This is a genomic window from Oceanobacillus bengalensis, assembly GCF_003628445.1.
Lineage (GTDB): Bacteria > Bacillota > Bacilli > Bacillales > Amphibacillaceae > Oceanobacillus > Oceanobacillus bengalensis.
In genome coordinates this window covers 1-15,549 of record NZ_RBZO01000025.1, presented here as the reverse complement: position 1 = coordinate 15,549, position 15,549 = coordinate 1, and the positions used below count along the sequence as shown (strand labels likewise).

Below are 15,549 nucleotides of genomic sequence, written 5' to 3'. Positions count from 1 at the left end.
ATCATGTTATATGCCTCTTGAAATAAAGAGCAGGAATGCTCCAATCCAACTAACAACCAAAAATCCACCTAATAGCATTACTGAAATAAAAGTTCCTTTCAACTTTGGTTCATTCTCGTTGATATGCTTTTTATTTTTTGGCACGCTCATTCCATTCACCCCTTCTGAAAAAAGAATTTCTTTCCTTGTTTTCATCATACACAATATAAAAATAGAAATAAGTGGGTTTGTTAACGTTTCACATTTTGTTCAATAAGCCTTAATCAACTTAAAAACTCAATTTTACTAATAAAATGGTTAATAAAACATGTGAACATTTTGTGAAAAAATAAGTATTTCATCTTAAGATTTTAGAATATATGTTCTTGTTTATGCACTAAAAAACAGGAATCATTGCGATTCCTGTTTCTGTATAAAATGTATATTACTTATTTTTTTCAACGTTTGCAGCTTGGGGGCCACGTTCACCTTCTATAATTTCAAAAGAAACTTCTTGTCCTTCTTCTAAAGACTTAAATCCCTCTTCTTGGATTGCAGAATAATGTACAAATACATCATTTCCATCTTCTAGTTGGATGAATCCATAACCTTTTTCAGCATTAAACCATTTTACTACACCGTTTTGCATTCTAATTCCTCCTAAAAACTTTCACGTTACACTACGTGGTAATACAAAGCAGAAAACAAATTACATTAAAAAAAGGCAACGTTCTATTCGAAGTGTAGGATCACAATTACATCCGCTCCCGAGTAGAAGTTTGCCTGCTAATAATGAATCCGCACATCTTCTTTGCTTGTTCATAATGATAGCTTATTTAGGAGGTACAGTCAAGAAATATAGTCGATGTATTCGAAATAGTATCTTAGATTTGAAATGTTCCTTTCTCTAGTTGCAAATGAGGAGAGGATGGATAACAATATAAGTAACCTTTTACAGGTAGAATGGGAGATGTTTACAATAACGGAAAACAATCAATTAACTCGTATTAAGTTGTATATAGAAGAATTATTTCGTAAAGATGCTAGTGGTCATGACTTTGAACATATGAAACGAGTTGCTAAGCTAGCAAAAGAGATTGCCATAGATGAAGGGGCAGATGTATTTATTACGGAAGCGGCAGCTTGGTTGCATGATGTTGGGGATTATAAGCTATTCGATGATCCAGATAGAGCTCTACAAGAACTCTCATCTTTTTTACAATCACTTTCATTAACAGATAGAGAAATCAATGACATAGAGAATATCATTACGAAAATTTCCTTTAGCAAAGGGAACATACCAGAGACACTCGAAGGAAAGATTGTGCAGGATGCCGATCGAATTGATGCAATTGGAGCAATTGGAATAGCAAGGACCTTTGCATTCGGCGGTGCTGCTGGTCAATTAATTTATCATGAAAAAAATAAGAATACATCCATTCAACATTTTTATGATAAATTGCTTACATTAGCTGAATTAATGCATACAGAGAAAGGGAGAGAAATTGCTAAGGAGAGACATCATTTTATGGAGGAGTTTTTAGAACAATTTTTTACAGAATGGGACGTATAAATATGATACAATATATATAATTTGCATGAATTAGTGGAAGGAGAAACAGATATGACAGGGGAAAAAGCTTATTTAGATTTGTGTAAACATATTCTTAATACTGGATTTAATAGAGATGATCGTACAAACACAGGAACTTGTTCCATATTTGGGTATCAAATGCGTTTTAATTTAAACGAAGGTTTTCCTTTGCTTACGACTAAGAGGGTACCGTTTAAGTTAATCGCATCTGAACTTCTTTGGTTTATTAAAGGGGATACCAATATACGTTACTTATTAGAAAATAATAACAATATATGGAATGAGTGGGCTTTTGAGAAATGGATCAAGAGTGATGAATACCAGGGACCTGATATGACTAATTTTGGTAAAAGAAGCCAAGAAGATGATGATTTTAACGAAGCTTATCAAGAACAGATGAAATATTTTAAAGAGAAAATACTACGTGATGATGATTTTTCAAAAAAATACGGGGACCTTGGTTCTGTATATGGAAAGCAATGGAGACATTGGAGAACAACACAAAATGACACGATTGATCAATTAAAGGATGTTATTGCTTCAATCAAGCAGAATCCACATTCTAGAAGGCATATTATCTCTGCATGGAACCCGGAAGACATTCCAAATATGGCGCTTCCACCATGTCATACGCTCTTTCAGTTTTATGTAGCGGACGGGAAACTGTCGTGTCAACTGTACCAAAGAAGCGGTGATGTATTTTTAGGTGTACCATTTAATATTGCGAGCTACGCGTTACTTACACATCTTATTGCACACGAATGTCAGTTAGAAGTTGGAGAATTCATTCATACATTAGGTGATGCTCATATTTATTCCAATCATTTCGAACAAGTGAATATGCAATTACAACGGGAAATGAGACCTTTACCAACGATCAAGCTGAACAAAGAAAAAGCATCTATCTTTGATTTTGAGCTTACGGATTTCGAATTAATCAATTATAATCCACATCCATCAATTAAAGCACCAATTGCAGTGTAGAATAAGGGAGGCGGTCATTTGATTTCTTTACTAGTTGCAATGGATAGAAATCGTGTGATTGGGTTAAAGAACGACTTACCGTGGTACTTACCAAGGGATCTTAAGTTCTTTAAGGAAAAGACAACGGGTCATACGATTATTATGGGAAGAAAAACATTCGATTCGATTGGGAAGGCGTTACCGAATAGAAAAAATATTGTTATCACTAGAAATAAAAAGGACTTCCCTGATGGAGTGGAAGTGATAAACGATATAGAAGCGGTTATAGAGCGAAACAAAATGAATCCTGACGAGGAACTTTTTGTTATTGGTGGAGCAACAATTTTTGAACAGATAATTGACGTTTCAGATCGTATGTATATTACATGGATCGATGAAGAATTTGCTGGAGATACCTATTTTCCATCTTTTCGGGAAGAGGACTGGGTAGAAACTTCTTCAATTAAGGGAGAAAAGGATGAAAAGAATCCTTATGATTATTACTTTTTACAATTTGACCGAAAATAAGGACTATACTTGTTAAATAAAAGAGAAAAGTGTAATATGAAATTATATTTAAAGAAAGAATTTTATACATTTTATTTAAAAGAAGGTGTACATACATGGCAACGATCGGTATACCAGGATTAATTTTAATTTTAATTATCGCGCTGGTTATTTTTGGTCCGAAAAAACTTCCTGAAATCGGTAAGGCTGCTGGACAAACCTTAAGTGAATTCAAGAAGTCAACGAAAGATTTAACGAATGATGATGAAGATACGAAAGATAAAACAATGGTGGATAGTAAAGAAACGAAATAAGCTTTTGGAGTGATTATTATGGGTAGTATCGGTATACCTGGGCTAATTTTAATTCTAACTGTGGCATTAGTTATATTTGGCCCTTCAAAGTTACCAGAGATTGGAAAAGCTCTTGGAAACACGTTAAGAGAATTTAAAAAGGCTTCCCAAGGAATTGTAAATGATGACACGACAAAGGATCATAAAAAATAAGTAATCATGTTGGAGGTGTAGGGCATTTACCTTACATCTTCTTTTATGTCCATGTAAGGAGTGTTTAATATGGGAAAAAAACAAACAATAGAAACTGAAAAAGAGATGGATGTTGTTGGACATCTATCCGAACTAAGAAATCGACTCATTGTTACCTTAGTTTTATTTTTTATATTTTTTATCGTAGGGTTTATCTTTGTTGAAGACATATATTCTTTTTTTGCAAAGGATTTAGATTTTAAACTAACAGCTATAAGTCCAGGTGAGATTTTGTGGGTGTACTTCTCTATGGCTGGTTTGATTGCTATTACGGCAACGATACCAATATTAGCATTTCAAGTTTGGTCATTTGTAAAGCCAGCTTTGACACCAAAGGAAAGAAAAGTAACATTAGCATACATTCCTGCACTTTTTCTTTTATTTATTGCTGGTCTTGTATTTGGTTACTTTCTATTTACCCAATTCATTATTCCATTCTTACTTAATTTAAATAATGGAATGTTTGAGGTAATGTTTACGATTGATAAATATTTTAAATTTCTAATGCGGGTAACATTCCCTTTGGCAGTACTGTTTGAACTACCACTTATTATTATGTTCCTTACAACGCTTGGGATTGTTACACCAGAACTTTTATCGAAATCGAGGAGATATGCTTATCTCATTTTAATTATAATTAGCACACTAATAACACCACCAGATTTTATAACACCAATTCTTGTATCAATCCCATTGATTTTAATTTATGAAGTGAGTGTTATTTTATCCAAGCGGGTGTACCGTAAGAAACAGGTAAAGCATGAAGAGTTTATGAAAGAATCGCAAGTATAGTAAGGTGGGAAATTAATGCGTCCATTTTATCAATTCTTAATGACATACCGAGGAAAGAAAAAACCAGATGATGAAAGTCGCTTGGCTGATTGGGCTTTTCATGATCATAATTTCCCGAAACACACAATGGATTATGATGAGATAAGCAATTATTTGGAATGGAATAGCCCCTTTACAAACGCTCTGAATGTATTTGATGAATTGTGGAGTGTTTATATTTCGTAAAACAAGGTCTTGAATGGTTCAAGGCCTTTTTCTTATGCTTAGAACAAACTTCGCCATATTCGGCAAAATTAGCTTTCTTATCACGAATTTTGTTTTTTCTTGCGCTTCCCCAGGAAATACTTCAAAAGATACGAATATTTCTATCTGCCTACACAATTTCGTAATATTAGCGTACTATATTCTAGATGTTTTAAATGGGAAAGAGGGGATAGTGATGTTACTTCCACCACAACGTCCACAATATAGAAACCCGATGTCTATGAATCGCAATTATCCGAATCAGCGTGCAATGCCTTCAAAAAATGGACTTCAAAATAGAAATGCAAAACCAAATATGCTCAGTAAGGTACTAGGTTCAGAATCGCAAATTACCAATATAGCTGGCAAAGGAGTGGATGGGCTTTCAAAAACATTGTCAGGCGTTCAACAAGTTCTAAATGTCGTACAAACAGCAGCACCAATCGTGCAGGAATATGGTCCAATGGTAAAGAATCTTCCAGCAATGTATCGAATGATGAAAGCCTTTAAAGAAATCGACACTGAAAGTAATGAAACGGAAGCGAGTGTAAGCAATGAAAATGAGGTTAGTGAAAATGTGTCCATTGAAAAAACGAGTGTGCAGGTAGAACATGATGAGAAAAAAGTTGAACATACGAAGAGATCAGGAGATTCGAAACCAAAACTATTTATATAAACGATGTAAGCCTCGGTACTTGCTTTTTATTGCTGAATAAGAAAAAATAAGAGGTATAAATAAGTACTGGAGGGATATTTTTATGACAATAGATTTGGAACATGCTACATTCGCTGGTGGATGTTTTTGGTGTATGGTTCAACCATTTGATACAAGGCCAGGAATAAAAAGTGTTGTGTCAGGCTACACAGGAGGACATGTCGAAAATCCAACGTATGAACAAGTATGTTCGAATACAACTGGACATGTAGAAGCGGTACAAATAACCTTTGATCCGAAGATAATGCCGTATGAACAGCTTGTTCAAACCTTTTGGCAACAAATTGATCCGACTGATCCAGGTGGGCAATTTAATGATCGAGGGGAATCTTATCAAACCGTAATTTTTTATCATAATGAAAAGCAAAAGGAAATTGCTGAGAAGTCGAAAGAAGCTTTAGCTGTAAGTGGTAAGTTTTCTAAACCTATAGTAACAAAGATTTTACCTGCCAAACCTTTTTATCCTGCAGAAGAAAACCATCAAGATTACTATAAAAAGCAATCTTTTCACTACCGTTTATATAAGAAAGGCTCTGGTAGGGAGGATTACATTAAATCGACATGGGAATCAAAGCTTGATAAGGCAAAACTAAAAGAGGAACTTACTCCACTTCAGTACCACGTTACACAAGAAAATGGAACGGAGCGTCCTTTTCAAAATGAATATTGGGCTAATGAAAGAGAAGGAATCTATGTTGATGTCATTAAAGGGAATGTTCTGTTCTCATCAAAGGATAAATTCGATGCAGGTTGTGGGTGGCCAAGCTTTACGAAACCAGTAGACCCTTATCACATATCTGAAGAGTTAGATCAATCGCATGGCATGATTCGTACGGAAATTAGAAGTAAGAGTTCTGATTCTCATCTAGGTCACGTCTTTGAAGATGGTCCAAAAGAAGCGGGTGGACTTCGGTATTGTATGAACTCAGCTGCAATGGAGTTTATACCAAAAGAGGAAATGAAAGCAAAAGGATACGAGGATTACCTATATTTGTTTTCAAATTAAGTTACTTATAATATAATTATGTAAACTAGATAGAAGATTGGGGCAAATAATATGATTCATTTAGATTGGGAAAATAGAGAAACAGTGAAGCAAATCGAATGTGTACACGCAGACGCTAAAAAGTTCGTAGTTCATAATAAATTAACACCGGGTAAAGTATATGATGTAAAAAATGAGACAGATGAATTTTATTTTATCATTGATAACAGCAATCGTATTGGTGGGTTTCTGAAAGATTACTTCAAGGAAGTAACGAAAGCGTAGTCTTTGGAAGCTGGATCTGAAAGTAAAATAACAGGGGAGACCCTGTTATTTTTATTATAAATACAAGTTAGCTAATAAAACCCCTAATGTCTCTTCATAAATCTCAGGAAATTGTTCGATAGGTAGGGGGTTAACGCCTGTTCCGAGTTCTACCGTAAAGCCAGCTCTTCTGAACTCTTGAATAAACCAGTCTTTATATCCTGCATAACTATCCACAAAACGAATGGGCGTATATCCACTGACCCTTTCGTATTCATTAACGTACGTCTCAGCTTCCGGTGGTTCCATTCCTTGGAATCCCCAGAAAATAACCTCACCCTGTGTATGGAAGGCATTCATTCTCCTGAAGTTTCTTTCTCTTGCCAAATTGGCCATTGCAATAGCTTCAGGCTCAGTTAACGGGCCCGTACCAGGATAATCTCTAGGTGCTGGTGCAGTTGGTTTCCTTGCAGCTTCTGTTTCCCATTGTGCAGGATACTGATTGTTTAAATCGACGCCACGAATGTTTGCTTTCCAATTAGAGAAATCTTCGCTATGATTGTTGATCTCCAATACAGCTGTCTCATGCTCACCAGCAGAAGTGCTTCCATTTATGACCAAATTAACGCCATCTGGATTTACCATTGGTACGAGAGACAATCGAGTATTGGCAAAGAAAGGATGCATGAAAAGCCCACGAATTGGTACATTATTAGTAAGCGATAGAGCATATTGGTTCAAGAACCTAATAATTATTGGTGTTGTAATCCATTCATTCGCATGGAAAGAACCATTTACATGAACCTCTTTCGGTCCAATACCGACTTGCAATTCGATAATATTTTTTCCCATAACCGAATTTCCAATGGTTTGATTCATAATAAATGGATAGATGGATAAGAGTTGATTAATGTCCTCTACCATTTTTTCATACGTATAATTGTCTACATCTGTTACAACCATATTGGTAACCCGTTCAGGTAAGTTAAGGTTTTGACCGACTTGTAAATATGCTGGGTTAATACCTTGATTTACTACTTGTAAACGATCTAAAGGAATATTATTTCGCATAGCAATCGTCCAGATTGTATCATTCGGTTTTATCTTATATTCGCTTAATAAATATCCTGGTATCATGATACGACTACCAACCATTAGTTGTCCTTGATTAATTTGTGAATTTGACGCTTCAATCAATTGTAAAGGAACACCGAAAAGCTGGCTATAATACCATAACGAATCTCCAGGTCGTACACTAATTTCCATTTACTCACTCCCTACGTTTATACTATTTATAATTATGTTTTATCCTAAAAAAGATGAATCTTTTATTTTTTTACAAAAATAAGTTATACTGTTAAGGTTAGAAATAATATGTTTACTTATTGGTAGGAGGAGATACAGTTGGCATTTGTAATTACATCACCTTGTAAAACAGAAAAGGCCGGAGAATGTGTTGAGGTTTGTCCTGTTGATTGTATAGAAGAAGGCGCGGATATGTTCTTTATTGATCCTGATATCTGTATAGACTGTGGGGCTTGTGAGGCGGTCTGTCCAGTAGAGGCAATATTCATTGAAGATGAAGTTCCAGTAGAAGAAAATGAATATATAGAATTAAATCGCAAATTTTTCCAAGGGTAAAAGAAAAGTGTAATCACACGTTTAGCGACGTACGGAATAGACTTAGCAGATGTTGACTTATCACACGTAGGTGAGGAATCTCTCTAGTCGCTGGGTGCTTGAACTTGACATAAATATGAGCTGTGTTGAGCGGAAACCACATTGTTAATCACTGTGGTTTCTTTTATTTTTTATTGCAAGCTTCACTACATAAATTTCCATAAAGGGGGTAATAATGATAGTATTCATGCTCTTTAGAAGGGAAGATTTTATATTGGCGAATAAGAATTTACCTCAATTTCCTGAGCCATATTGGAGAGAGTCTGTTAATTTACCCTCATTTCCGAGTTTAAAGGAAACAATTAAAGCTGATGTTGCAATAGTAGGTGGCGGTATAACTGGAATTACAACAGCCTATTTATTATCTAAGCAAAATTTGCAAGTTGCTCTAATTGATGCAGGAGTATTATTAAATGGAACAACTGGACATACAACAGCTAAAATAACTGCTCAGCACGGTTTGATTTATGATGAATTAATCCAACATTTTGGACTAGACCAGGCAAAACTGTATTATGAAGCAGCAATGGATGCAAAAGAATCTATCTTTAAGATAATGAAAGCATTGAATATAGATTGTGATTATAAAGAGGAAGATGCATACATCTATACAAATAGTAATTCCTATGTTTCTCAAATAGAAAAAGAAAAGAAATCGTATGATAGCATAAATATTACTAGTGAGTTGAAGGAAGATATTCCTCTAGACATCCCTGTAAAATCGGTATTGGTTATGAAGAATCAAGCTCAATTTCACCCATTAAAATATTTAAAAGCGTTAATAGATGCAAGTGTAGAAAATGGGGTAACTTTTTATGAGAACACGACGGCTGTTGATCTAGAATATAATAAAGAACCGGCAGTTATTACTAGGGAAGGGCATCGTATTACGAGTAAATATATCGTTAGTGCTTCACATTTTCCGTTTTATGATAAAAGTAGTTTTTATTTTTCCAGGATGTATCCTGAACGATCATATGTTATTGCAGTAAAAGCAAAAGAAAGTTTCCCAGGTGGGATGTATATTAATACCGAATCTCCTACACGGTCAATTCGAACGACTACATATAACGGGGAAGAGCTATGGTTAATTGGTGGAGAGAATCATAAGACAGGTCAAGGAAAGTCAACAATGACACATTATGAAGAATTACAGAAGTTTGCAGAAAAGCACTTAACGGTAACTGATTATGTTTATCGTTGGTCAGCACAAGATTTGACAACATTAGATAAGCTTCCATATATTGGACCGATTACAAAGTCGGAAGAATCCGTATTCGTTGCAACTGGCTTTCGAAAATGGGGAATGACAAATGGTACACAAGCAGCACAAATTATTGCTGATAAGATTATCGGTAAAGAAAATCCGTATACTTCTCTGTTTACGCCATCTAGATTCCAATCAGATCCTTCTTTGAAAAAGTTTATGCAAATCAATGCAGATGTTGCAAAGCATTTAATTAAAGGGAAGCTAGAATATACCGAGAATAATCTAGATAAGTTGGCACCTGATGATGCTGTTATTACACGAATCCACGGGAAGCGGACAGGTGTTTATAAAGATGAAAATGAAAAACTTCATATGGTGGATACAACCTGTACACATATGGGCTGCGAGGTAGAATGGAATGGAGGAGATAGATCTTGGGATTGCCCTTGTCATGGGTCTAGATTTAAGATTAATGGAGAAGTAATAGAGGGACCTGCAAAGAGACCATTAGAAAAAAGAGAAATATAAGAAAAAGCAACCAATTTGGTTGCTTTTTCAATGCTATGAAGTCTCCTGTTTATAATTTATAAATAATCTTTGTTATACTAGAATCAATTATAGTTGAATAGAAGGGATTTTTAGTGTGAAAATAGCAATTGTTACTGAAACATTTTTACCTTCAACAGATGGTGTTGTGACACGGCTTACACAGGCGGTGAGATATTTTCGTTCTTTAGGGCACGAGGTGTTAGTTATTGCACCTGATTTAGGGGTGTATGAATACGAAGGGGCTAAGGTGGAAGGGATAAAACCGATTACTTTACCTTTTTATCGTTCAAAGAAATTTGCCCTGCCATCTAGTAAGGTAAAAACGTTATTAGAAGAATATAAACCAGATATTGTTCATGCAGCAAATCCATTATTAATCGCAGCATCAGCTGTTCACTATGCGCATCATTTAAATCTTCCATTAATAGCGTCATATCATACCCATATACCGAAATATATGGATTATTATAAGCTTTATAAACCCGCAAAACCGATTATGTGGAGTCATATAAAGAAATTACATAATGCTGCTGATTTAAATTTATGCACATCAGAATCCATAAAAAACGAGTTATTAGAGAAAAATATTAAGCAGTTACATGTCTTACAGCGTGGTGTAGATATTGAAAGGAATCATCCAGATTTCTATGATGAACGGATGAGAGAACGATTAACAAGAGGTGACAAATCAAAGAAATTATTGATTTTTGTTGGCAGACTTGCGATTGAAAAAGAAATTCATAAAATTAAACCGTTACTAGATAGAAGGGATGATGTTGCACTTGCAATTATTGGTGATGGACCAGAACGAAATGAATTGATGTACACGTTTAAAGGAACGAATACCATATTTACGGGCTTTTTACATGGCGAAGAGTTGTCTCGTGTCTTTGCCTCTGCTGACGCTTTTATATTCCCATCAGTGACAGAAACGCTAGGATTGGTCATTCTAGAAGCGATGGCATCTGGTTTACCGGTTATTGCAGCGAAGAGCGGCCCAACAATTGAACAAATTCGGGACGGGAAAACAGGTATATTATTTGAAAATGAAAATGTAGATAGTATGCTTGCAGCAATTGAGAGACTTGAGGATAAAGAAAAACTTAATGAAATGAAAATACAAGCCCGTAAAGAGGCAGAAAAATATGCTTGGGATAAAGCATCACAAGCTTTATTGGATTTTTACGAACAAACGATTAAAGAACATAATGTTAAAAATGCCGTACATATTTAGTTGTACGGTATTTTATAAGTAGATTTTAGATAGCAGACTCTAATAATTTTACAATAATGTATTGGATGTAGAAATATCTACAATTTGATACAAAATTTAAGAAATGCATTATATAAAAGATATTCTTTTTTAAATTCATTCAAACGTTTGTTTAGATTTTACTTAAAAAAAATACTAATTCTAAAATCGTATATTGAGTTTTAATTTTTTATTTTATCTCACTATCTTAAGTATACTTTTATATTGAGATGTAATTTATTGTTTTTTACATTACTTCCTATAATAAATATTATGTCTACTCGAAAAAGTTATAAAAAATTGGAGGAATTTATACTCCTCCATTAGATCTTCTTTTTGCTAATGCATTTTTATGTGTTTTAATGCTATCGTTTAATTCTTTTATTGGTAATGTTTCTTTTTGAAATTCGGCATATTTTCTATGTAAATATAATCCTTTATGTTTATACATCCAATCGGAAAATTGTTTTATTGTTTTTCTTCCACTAACATAGACTCTAAAATGAGTTTCATGATCCGTGAAATTGGTAGCAAAGTTTTGTTTCTCGATTATCTCTCTAAGCTTAATCATAAATGGTTTTGATCCACCAACAAAGCTAACAAAATATTTTTCATATTTTACACAACCATCTCCATCAAAATAACCTCTTATAAAATCGTTTAAGTACTGTTCAGGAACATAAGGAAATTGTACGTCTTTAGATTTATTTGGTTGGATTCCATGAAGGTTGATTAAATCTGACTTTAAGATTTTACTATTCAATGTTAATATATAGACTCCAGTTTTATCATTAAAATATAGTGGTTGATTAGATCCAATTTCATTCCTTATATCTTCCAATATATACTTTTCTTTTTGGGAAATACTAACCGTTTGTAAATCACGAGTAATGGTGCCATCAGCGATAAAGAAGCCTAATATATAGGCCATGTTGTCCGACCATTCTTTAAAATAATGTTCATTAAGCCTATATTTCCTCTTCCAACTTCCTCTAGGACGCATTTCAACATTGTTTTCATTTAATATTAATCGTATATATCTAGCTGAAACATTTGCGCGTTCTGCAATAACTGTCGTACTCTCCCCCTCCCTATACATTTGAATAATTTGTTCTACACTTAAAGTCCGCTTTAATGCCATTCACTTCACTCCTTTGTTATTACAAATACAAACATACGTTCTATTATAATTATAACATATTTCTGAAAACTACACTATAAAAAATAGTTCTTCACTGAATATATTATTGAATATGATTAATTTTATTTTGAATTCTGGAAGGACGAATTCCGGTGATTAACCTTCTTTTTTCCTCTTTCGAATAATATCCTTATAGGGGGGATCTTATGGAATTATTAGTACCGATTATATTACTGATTTCAATATTAGTTATTTTTTTGTTTACTCGAAAAGATAAGGGGAAAATATTAGAAAGCTTTTCGGTAGGAGATTTTTTAATTAAAACAATTTGGAACAAAAAAATACAACTATTATCACCAAAATCAATGACTTTTTCGATACTGGTAGTGTAAATGGAGATGGGACGGATGATAATGATGGAGGTGATGGTGATTTATAATTTACTGCCATTTTTGGGTTCAAGATGATCTTACTGAAACCGCATTATTGTACGATTACACCAGTTTGCCGATTAAAATATAAACAGACCTTGCTCATTCCACTGATCGAAATATTTTTGATATCCCATTTCTTCAGCAGTCATATTATATTCTGTATCTCCCAATTTAAAGGTATGAGATCCTGACAAGGCTTTATAGGTCGGTTTATCTTCTACACCTCTAAATAGCGTTTCGAATGTATTCACATCCACTTCGGTTGTTCCATTCTTGTTTGTTTCAAGAAGAATGTAATCAACCTCTCCTTGCTCTGTATATCTCTTAAACATCAAATCAGCTTTTTGTAATGACAAATATAATTGGTTCATACTAAACCTCTAATTACATTATATTAATTAAAACTAACCTGTCTGGTAAGATTAGAGACTACTCCTATTCAACAATCGAGCCATTTACTTCTAGAGTTAGGTTAATAAAGAACCTAATACAAATGGTATTATCATAAAGATTATTGAAATTACTGTCAGTGTTAAAGAAACAGATTTCGGAAGTTTTTTTCTATCTTTTCCTTTATACCCCCCTGAGAATTGTAACTTATTCCTATACAAAATAAAAAGTAATAATATAATAGCAATTGAACCAAGCCACCTCCGTAGTTTTTCTATTACTTCTCTTTTTCCACCTAATACAGAAGTTAATAATCCTTGTATTATTGCTATTATAATTGCTTGATCACCTAATAATTCTCCCCATTCTTTAGGTGCTTTAAATGATGTTAAAATGATTAGTGAAAAACATATTAGCTTCCTGTTGATCCATCGCCATAAACATCAAATCATCAATAATTAATAAGTCCCGAATCTCTTATCCTTTTCATTCTTGTCTGTGATTTACAAGTAATTTCCTCTGTTTTCACAACGTGTACAAGGTCTCCCTTCGTAGTGATTTTATTGGTATTTTGGGGTAAATATCGATAAACAAAATTCAGTTCAGCATTTAATTCTTTTAATTGATCCGGATCAGTTTTTTTAACCACCCTTCAAAAATAAGACGGGGAACTTCTATAAATGTATACAGAAATTCGAAATATTTTTTGTAGATTAAATTGAAATGAATTTATCTATAAAAAATATTCCTTGAAGACAACCTTTAACAGGAGGTTTCGTTTTCCATTTTCACAAAGACTAAAAGTGATTATTCACCAATTAAATCCTGATTAGTGCATTTATTGCTTTAATACTAAGCTATTCTTTTTAGCATTTCAATGAGAAAGATGCTGAAAGAATACTTGTTATCCCATTTGAAATCATTATAAAACAATAAAAGAAGCTTGGATCCCAAGCTTCCTCTCTGTAGTATTGGTGATATCTAATTTAAATAGCTCTACCTTTTGTTTTTACGGTTCACTAATTCCCATTGCAAGTAATAACAGAAAGGTAAAAAACAAAATAGCCTATTTTCATAATCTTATAATAAGATAAATCTAGTTAATCGGAAATGTGTTCTCTGGCTTTGATGTATTCGATTAAATTGATAAGGGTTTCCGGGAGTAAAATTACCACAAAAAGTACGGATAGTACGTTAAGTTCAGGTGTACTGTAAGGAGTAAACCATTCCGAAAAGAATTTAGAATTCATCAAGCTATCAATGAATGCCCCTTCTCGAAAATTAAGTGTCCACGATGTACTATCAAAGAGGAGCATAATAAAGTTCAAACTAAGAAATATCCCAAGGGGGGCAATCCATCTGATTTTTTTTCGTTTATCTGACATACGCACGCCGCTCCTTTTACAAAATTAATGAAAAGAAAAGCCAAATTCCTTCAAAATGCCTTTAAAATACTTTTTTTCTGTATATGCGAATTGATAGAAACCATGAACATACATAGATAGCAACAACCGACAATACAATTAACCAGTATAACTGAGAATTTTGTGAAGTTAGTAGTGCTTGCACAAACTCTCTAATCTTATCGTTCAAGTTTTTGATGAAAAAAGTAACAACCACCATATAGATTACGAATAAAACAGGGGATGCTATTAACAAGTATTGACTTTTAAATTTATAAGAAAATGGTAAAATTAGTGCGGTAAAAACCATAACAAGGCTAAAAATAAATAATATGTCCTTCCAAGGTGTTATTTCTTTATGGATAATTAAATTTCCAATAAATATTGTAAAAACAACTAAAAATGTAAAAATAAATACTCCTATGTACTTTGAACTGACAATTTGTTTTCGTGTATAAGGTAAAGAATTAAGTAGTATATTGATCTCAGACTTTTCATCAATTGAAAAAGCAACCATTATCATTATGGTACTAAATAAATAACCAACTAGGATGGAAGAACTATCTAGTAATAAATAGATAAGTAAAACTGGTAACAAAATCATTATTATTTGTTTTTGTAATACAATGTCTTTACGTATTAAATTAAACATATTGATCATACCCTTTCTTTGTATAGAATATAATATCCTCAAGAGTTGGCTTCTCAATTAAAGCCATCGTTCCAAAAACTTTCTCTACACCTGTTTTATTAGCTGTTAATGCCTCAAAACCATGACTGGATGTATTTCGCAAGTGAAAAGTGAGCCATTTCGCAAGTTAATTTTGAGCCACTTTATCAGCACTTGTTTTTATCCATTCTTCGGTTTCTTTCATTCTAAAAGAAGGACCATTCATGTTTAAC

At 33.5% G+C, this 15,549-nt stretch carries 21 protein-coding genes and 2 pseudogenes; 14 read left to right on the top strand and 9 right to left on the bottom strand.

Going from position 1 to position 15,549, the window contains the following annotated elements:
• Window positions 1-6 precede the first annotated feature (6 nt).
• Both D8M05_RS14595 and D8M05_RS14590 read right to left on the bottom strand, forming a co-directional pair.
• Window positions 7-150 carry a cytochrome c oxidase subunit 2A gene (locus tag D8M05_RS14595; protein ID WP_121133060.1) on the bottom strand — a complete coding sequence of 48 codons (144 nt, stop codon included), beginning with the start codon at window positions 148-150 and terminating at the stop codon, window positions 7-9.
• A gap of 274 nt (window positions 151-424) precedes the next feature.
• Window positions 425-628: a cold-shock protein gene (locus D8M05_RS14590; RefSeq protein WP_121133059.1), complete on the bottom strand. Its 204-nt coding sequence runs from the start codon at window positions 626-628 to the stop codon at window positions 425-427.
• A 279-nt stretch (window positions 629-907) separates the two neighbouring features.
• Here D8M05_RS14590 and D8M05_RS14585 point away from each other — a divergent pair, with 279 nt between their 5' ends.
• From D8M05_RS14585 to D8M05_RS14540, 10 genes are all read left to right on the top strand, one after another.
• Window positions 908-1,552, top strand: a complete 645-nt coding sequence (locus D8M05_RS14585; RefSeq protein WP_245985397.1) for an HD domain-containing protein — start codon at window positions 908-910, stop codon at window positions 1,550-1,552.
• Between the two features lie 51 nt (window positions 1,553-1,603).
• Window positions 1,604-2,557, top strand: coding sequence for a thymidylate synthase (locus D8M05_RS14580; RefSeq protein ID WP_121133057.1), 954 nt, complete (start codon window positions 1,604-1,606; stop codon window positions 2,555-2,557).
• An 18-nt stretch (window positions 2,558-2,575) separates the two neighbouring features.
• Window positions 2,576-3,064 carry a dihydrofolate reductase gene (locus tag D8M05_RS14575; RefSeq protein ID WP_121133054.1) on the top strand — a complete coding sequence of 163 codons (489 nt, stop codon included), beginning with the start codon at window positions 2,576-2,578 and terminating at the stop codon, window positions 3,062-3,064.
• 95 nt (window positions 3,065-3,159) lie between these two features.
• Complete coding sequence (tatA, locus tag D8M05_RS14570; RefSeq protein ID WP_121133053.1) at window positions 3,160-3,357, top strand: twin-arginine translocase TatA/TatE family subunit; 198 nt, start codon at window positions 3,160-3,162, stop codon at window positions 3,355-3,357.
• 18 nt (window positions 3,358-3,375) lie between these two features.
• Complete coding sequence (locus D8M05_RS14565; protein WP_183072812.1) at window positions 3,376-3,549, top strand: twin-arginine translocase TatA/TatE family subunit; 174 nt, start codon at window positions 3,376-3,378, stop codon at window positions 3,547-3,549.
• Between the two features lie 69 nt (window positions 3,550-3,618).
• On the top strand, window positions 3,619-4,380 hold the full coding sequence (gene tatC, locus D8M05_RS14560; RefSeq protein WP_121133051.1) for a twin-arginine translocase subunit TatC: 762 nt from the start codon (window positions 3,619-3,621) through the stop codon (window positions 4,378-4,380).
• A 15-nt stretch (window positions 4,381-4,395) separates the two neighbouring features.
• Window positions 4,396-4,605, top strand: coding sequence for a YozE family protein (locus D8M05_RS14555; RefSeq protein WP_121133049.1), 210 nt, complete (start codon window positions 4,396-4,398; stop codon window positions 4,603-4,605).
• 214 nt (window positions 4,606-4,819) lie between these two features.
• Complete coding sequence (gene vrrA / locus D8M05_RS14550; RefSeq protein WP_183072811.1) at window positions 4,820-5,299, top strand: VrrA/YqfQ family protein; 480 nt, start codon at window positions 4,820-4,822, stop codon at window positions 5,297-5,299.
• Window positions 5,300-5,381: 82 nt separating this feature from the next.
• The gene (msrA, locus tag D8M05_RS14545) at window positions 5,382-6,344 is read left to right on the top strand and encodes a peptide-methionine (S)-S-oxide reductase MsrA (RefSeq protein WP_121133045.1); all 963 of its coding nucleotides are present in this window, start codon (window positions 5,382-5,384) and stop codon (window positions 6,342-6,344) included.
• Between the two features lie 51 nt (window positions 6,345-6,395).
• Window positions 6,396-6,608, top strand: coding sequence for a DUF6501 family protein (locus D8M05_RS14540; protein WP_121133043.1), 213 nt, complete (start codon window positions 6,396-6,398; stop codon window positions 6,606-6,608).
• Between the two features lie 54 nt (window positions 6,609-6,662).
• On the opposite strand, the gene D8M05_RS14535 is transcribed toward D8M05_RS14540, so the two are convergent.
• Window positions 6,663-7,853 carry a M14 family metallopeptidase gene (locus D8M05_RS14535; protein ID WP_121133041.1) on the bottom strand — a complete coding sequence of 397 codons (1,191 nt, stop codon included), beginning with the start codon at window positions 7,851-7,853 and terminating at the stop codon, window positions 6,663-6,665.
• Between the two features lie 138 nt (window positions 7,854-7,991).
• Between D8M05_RS14535 and D8M05_RS14530 the strand changes: the two genes are divergently transcribed.
• The 3 genes from D8M05_RS14530 (at window position 7,992) to D8M05_RS14520 (ending at window position 11,260) form a co-directional block, all read left to right on the top strand.
• The gene (locus D8M05_RS14530; RefSeq protein ID WP_121133039.1) at window positions 7,992-8,228 is read left to right on the top strand and encodes a ferredoxin family protein; all 237 of its coding nucleotides are present in this window, start codon (window positions 7,992-7,994) and stop codon (window positions 8,226-8,228) included.
• A 214-nt stretch (window positions 8,229-8,442) separates the two neighbouring features.
• The gene (locus tag D8M05_RS14525; protein WP_245985394.1) at window positions 8,443-10,005 is read left to right on the top strand and encodes an FAD-dependent oxidoreductase; all 1,563 of its coding nucleotides are present in this window, start codon (window positions 8,443-8,445) and stop codon (window positions 10,003-10,005) included.
• Between the two features lie 115 nt (window positions 10,006-10,120).
• On the top strand, window positions 10,121-11,260 hold the full coding sequence (locus D8M05_RS14520; protein ID WP_121133037.1) for a glycosyltransferase family 4 protein: 1,140 nt from the start codon (window positions 10,121-10,123) through the stop codon (window positions 11,258-11,260).
• A gap of 328 nt (window positions 11,261-11,588) precedes the next feature.
• Here the strand turns inward: D8M05_RS14520 and D8M05_RS14515 are convergent, their stop codons facing one another.
• A complete protein-coding gene (locus D8M05_RS14515; RefSeq protein ID WP_121133036.1) occupies window positions 11,589-12,419 on the bottom strand; it encodes an LAGLIDADG family homing endonuclease in 831 nt (276 codons plus the stop codon).
• Window positions 12,420-12,625: 206 nt separating this feature from the next.
• Here D8M05_RS14515 and D8M05_RS14510 point away from each other — a divergent pair, with 206 nt between their 5' ends.
• Complete coding sequence (locus tag D8M05_RS14510) at window positions 12,626-12,811, top strand: hypothetical protein (RefSeq protein ID WP_121133034.1); 186 nt, start codon at window positions 12,626-12,628, stop codon at window positions 12,809-12,811.
• 119 nt (window positions 12,812-12,930) lie between these two features.
• Here the strand turns inward: D8M05_RS14510 and D8M05_RS14505 are convergent, their stop codons facing one another.
• The 5 genes and pseudogenes from D8M05_RS14505 to D8M05_RS14485 all read right to left on the bottom strand — a co-directional run.
• Window positions 12,931-13,224 carry a hypothetical protein gene (locus D8M05_RS14505; RefSeq protein ID WP_121133032.1) on the bottom strand — a complete coding sequence of 98 codons (294 nt, stop codon included), beginning with the start codon at window positions 13,222-13,224 and terminating at the stop codon, window positions 12,931-12,933.
• A gap of 318 nt (window positions 13,225-13,542) precedes the next feature.
• Window positions 13,543-13,790, bottom strand: a pseudogene (locus D8M05_RS20605) (ATP-binding protein); the annotation flags it as partial.
• Window positions 13,791-14,343: 553 nt separating this feature from the next.
• Complete coding sequence (locus D8M05_RS14495; protein WP_121133030.1) at window positions 14,344-14,628, bottom strand: YfzA family protein; 285 nt, start codon at window positions 14,626-14,628, stop codon at window positions 14,344-14,346.
• A gap of 61 nt (window positions 14,629-14,689) precedes the next feature.
• Window positions 14,690-15,298 carry an ABC-2 transporter permease gene (locus D8M05_RS14490; RefSeq protein WP_121133028.1) on the bottom strand — a complete coding sequence of 203 codons (609 nt, stop codon included), beginning with the start codon at window positions 15,296-15,298 and terminating at the stop codon, window positions 14,690-14,692.
• A pseudogene (locus tag D8M05_RS14485) lies at window positions 15,291-15,428 on the bottom strand (sodium ABC transporter ATP-binding protein); the annotation flags it as partial. The pseudogene D8M05_RS14485 and the gene D8M05_RS14490, both read right to left, overlap by 8 nt.
• Window positions 15,429-15,549: the final 121 nt, after the last annotated feature.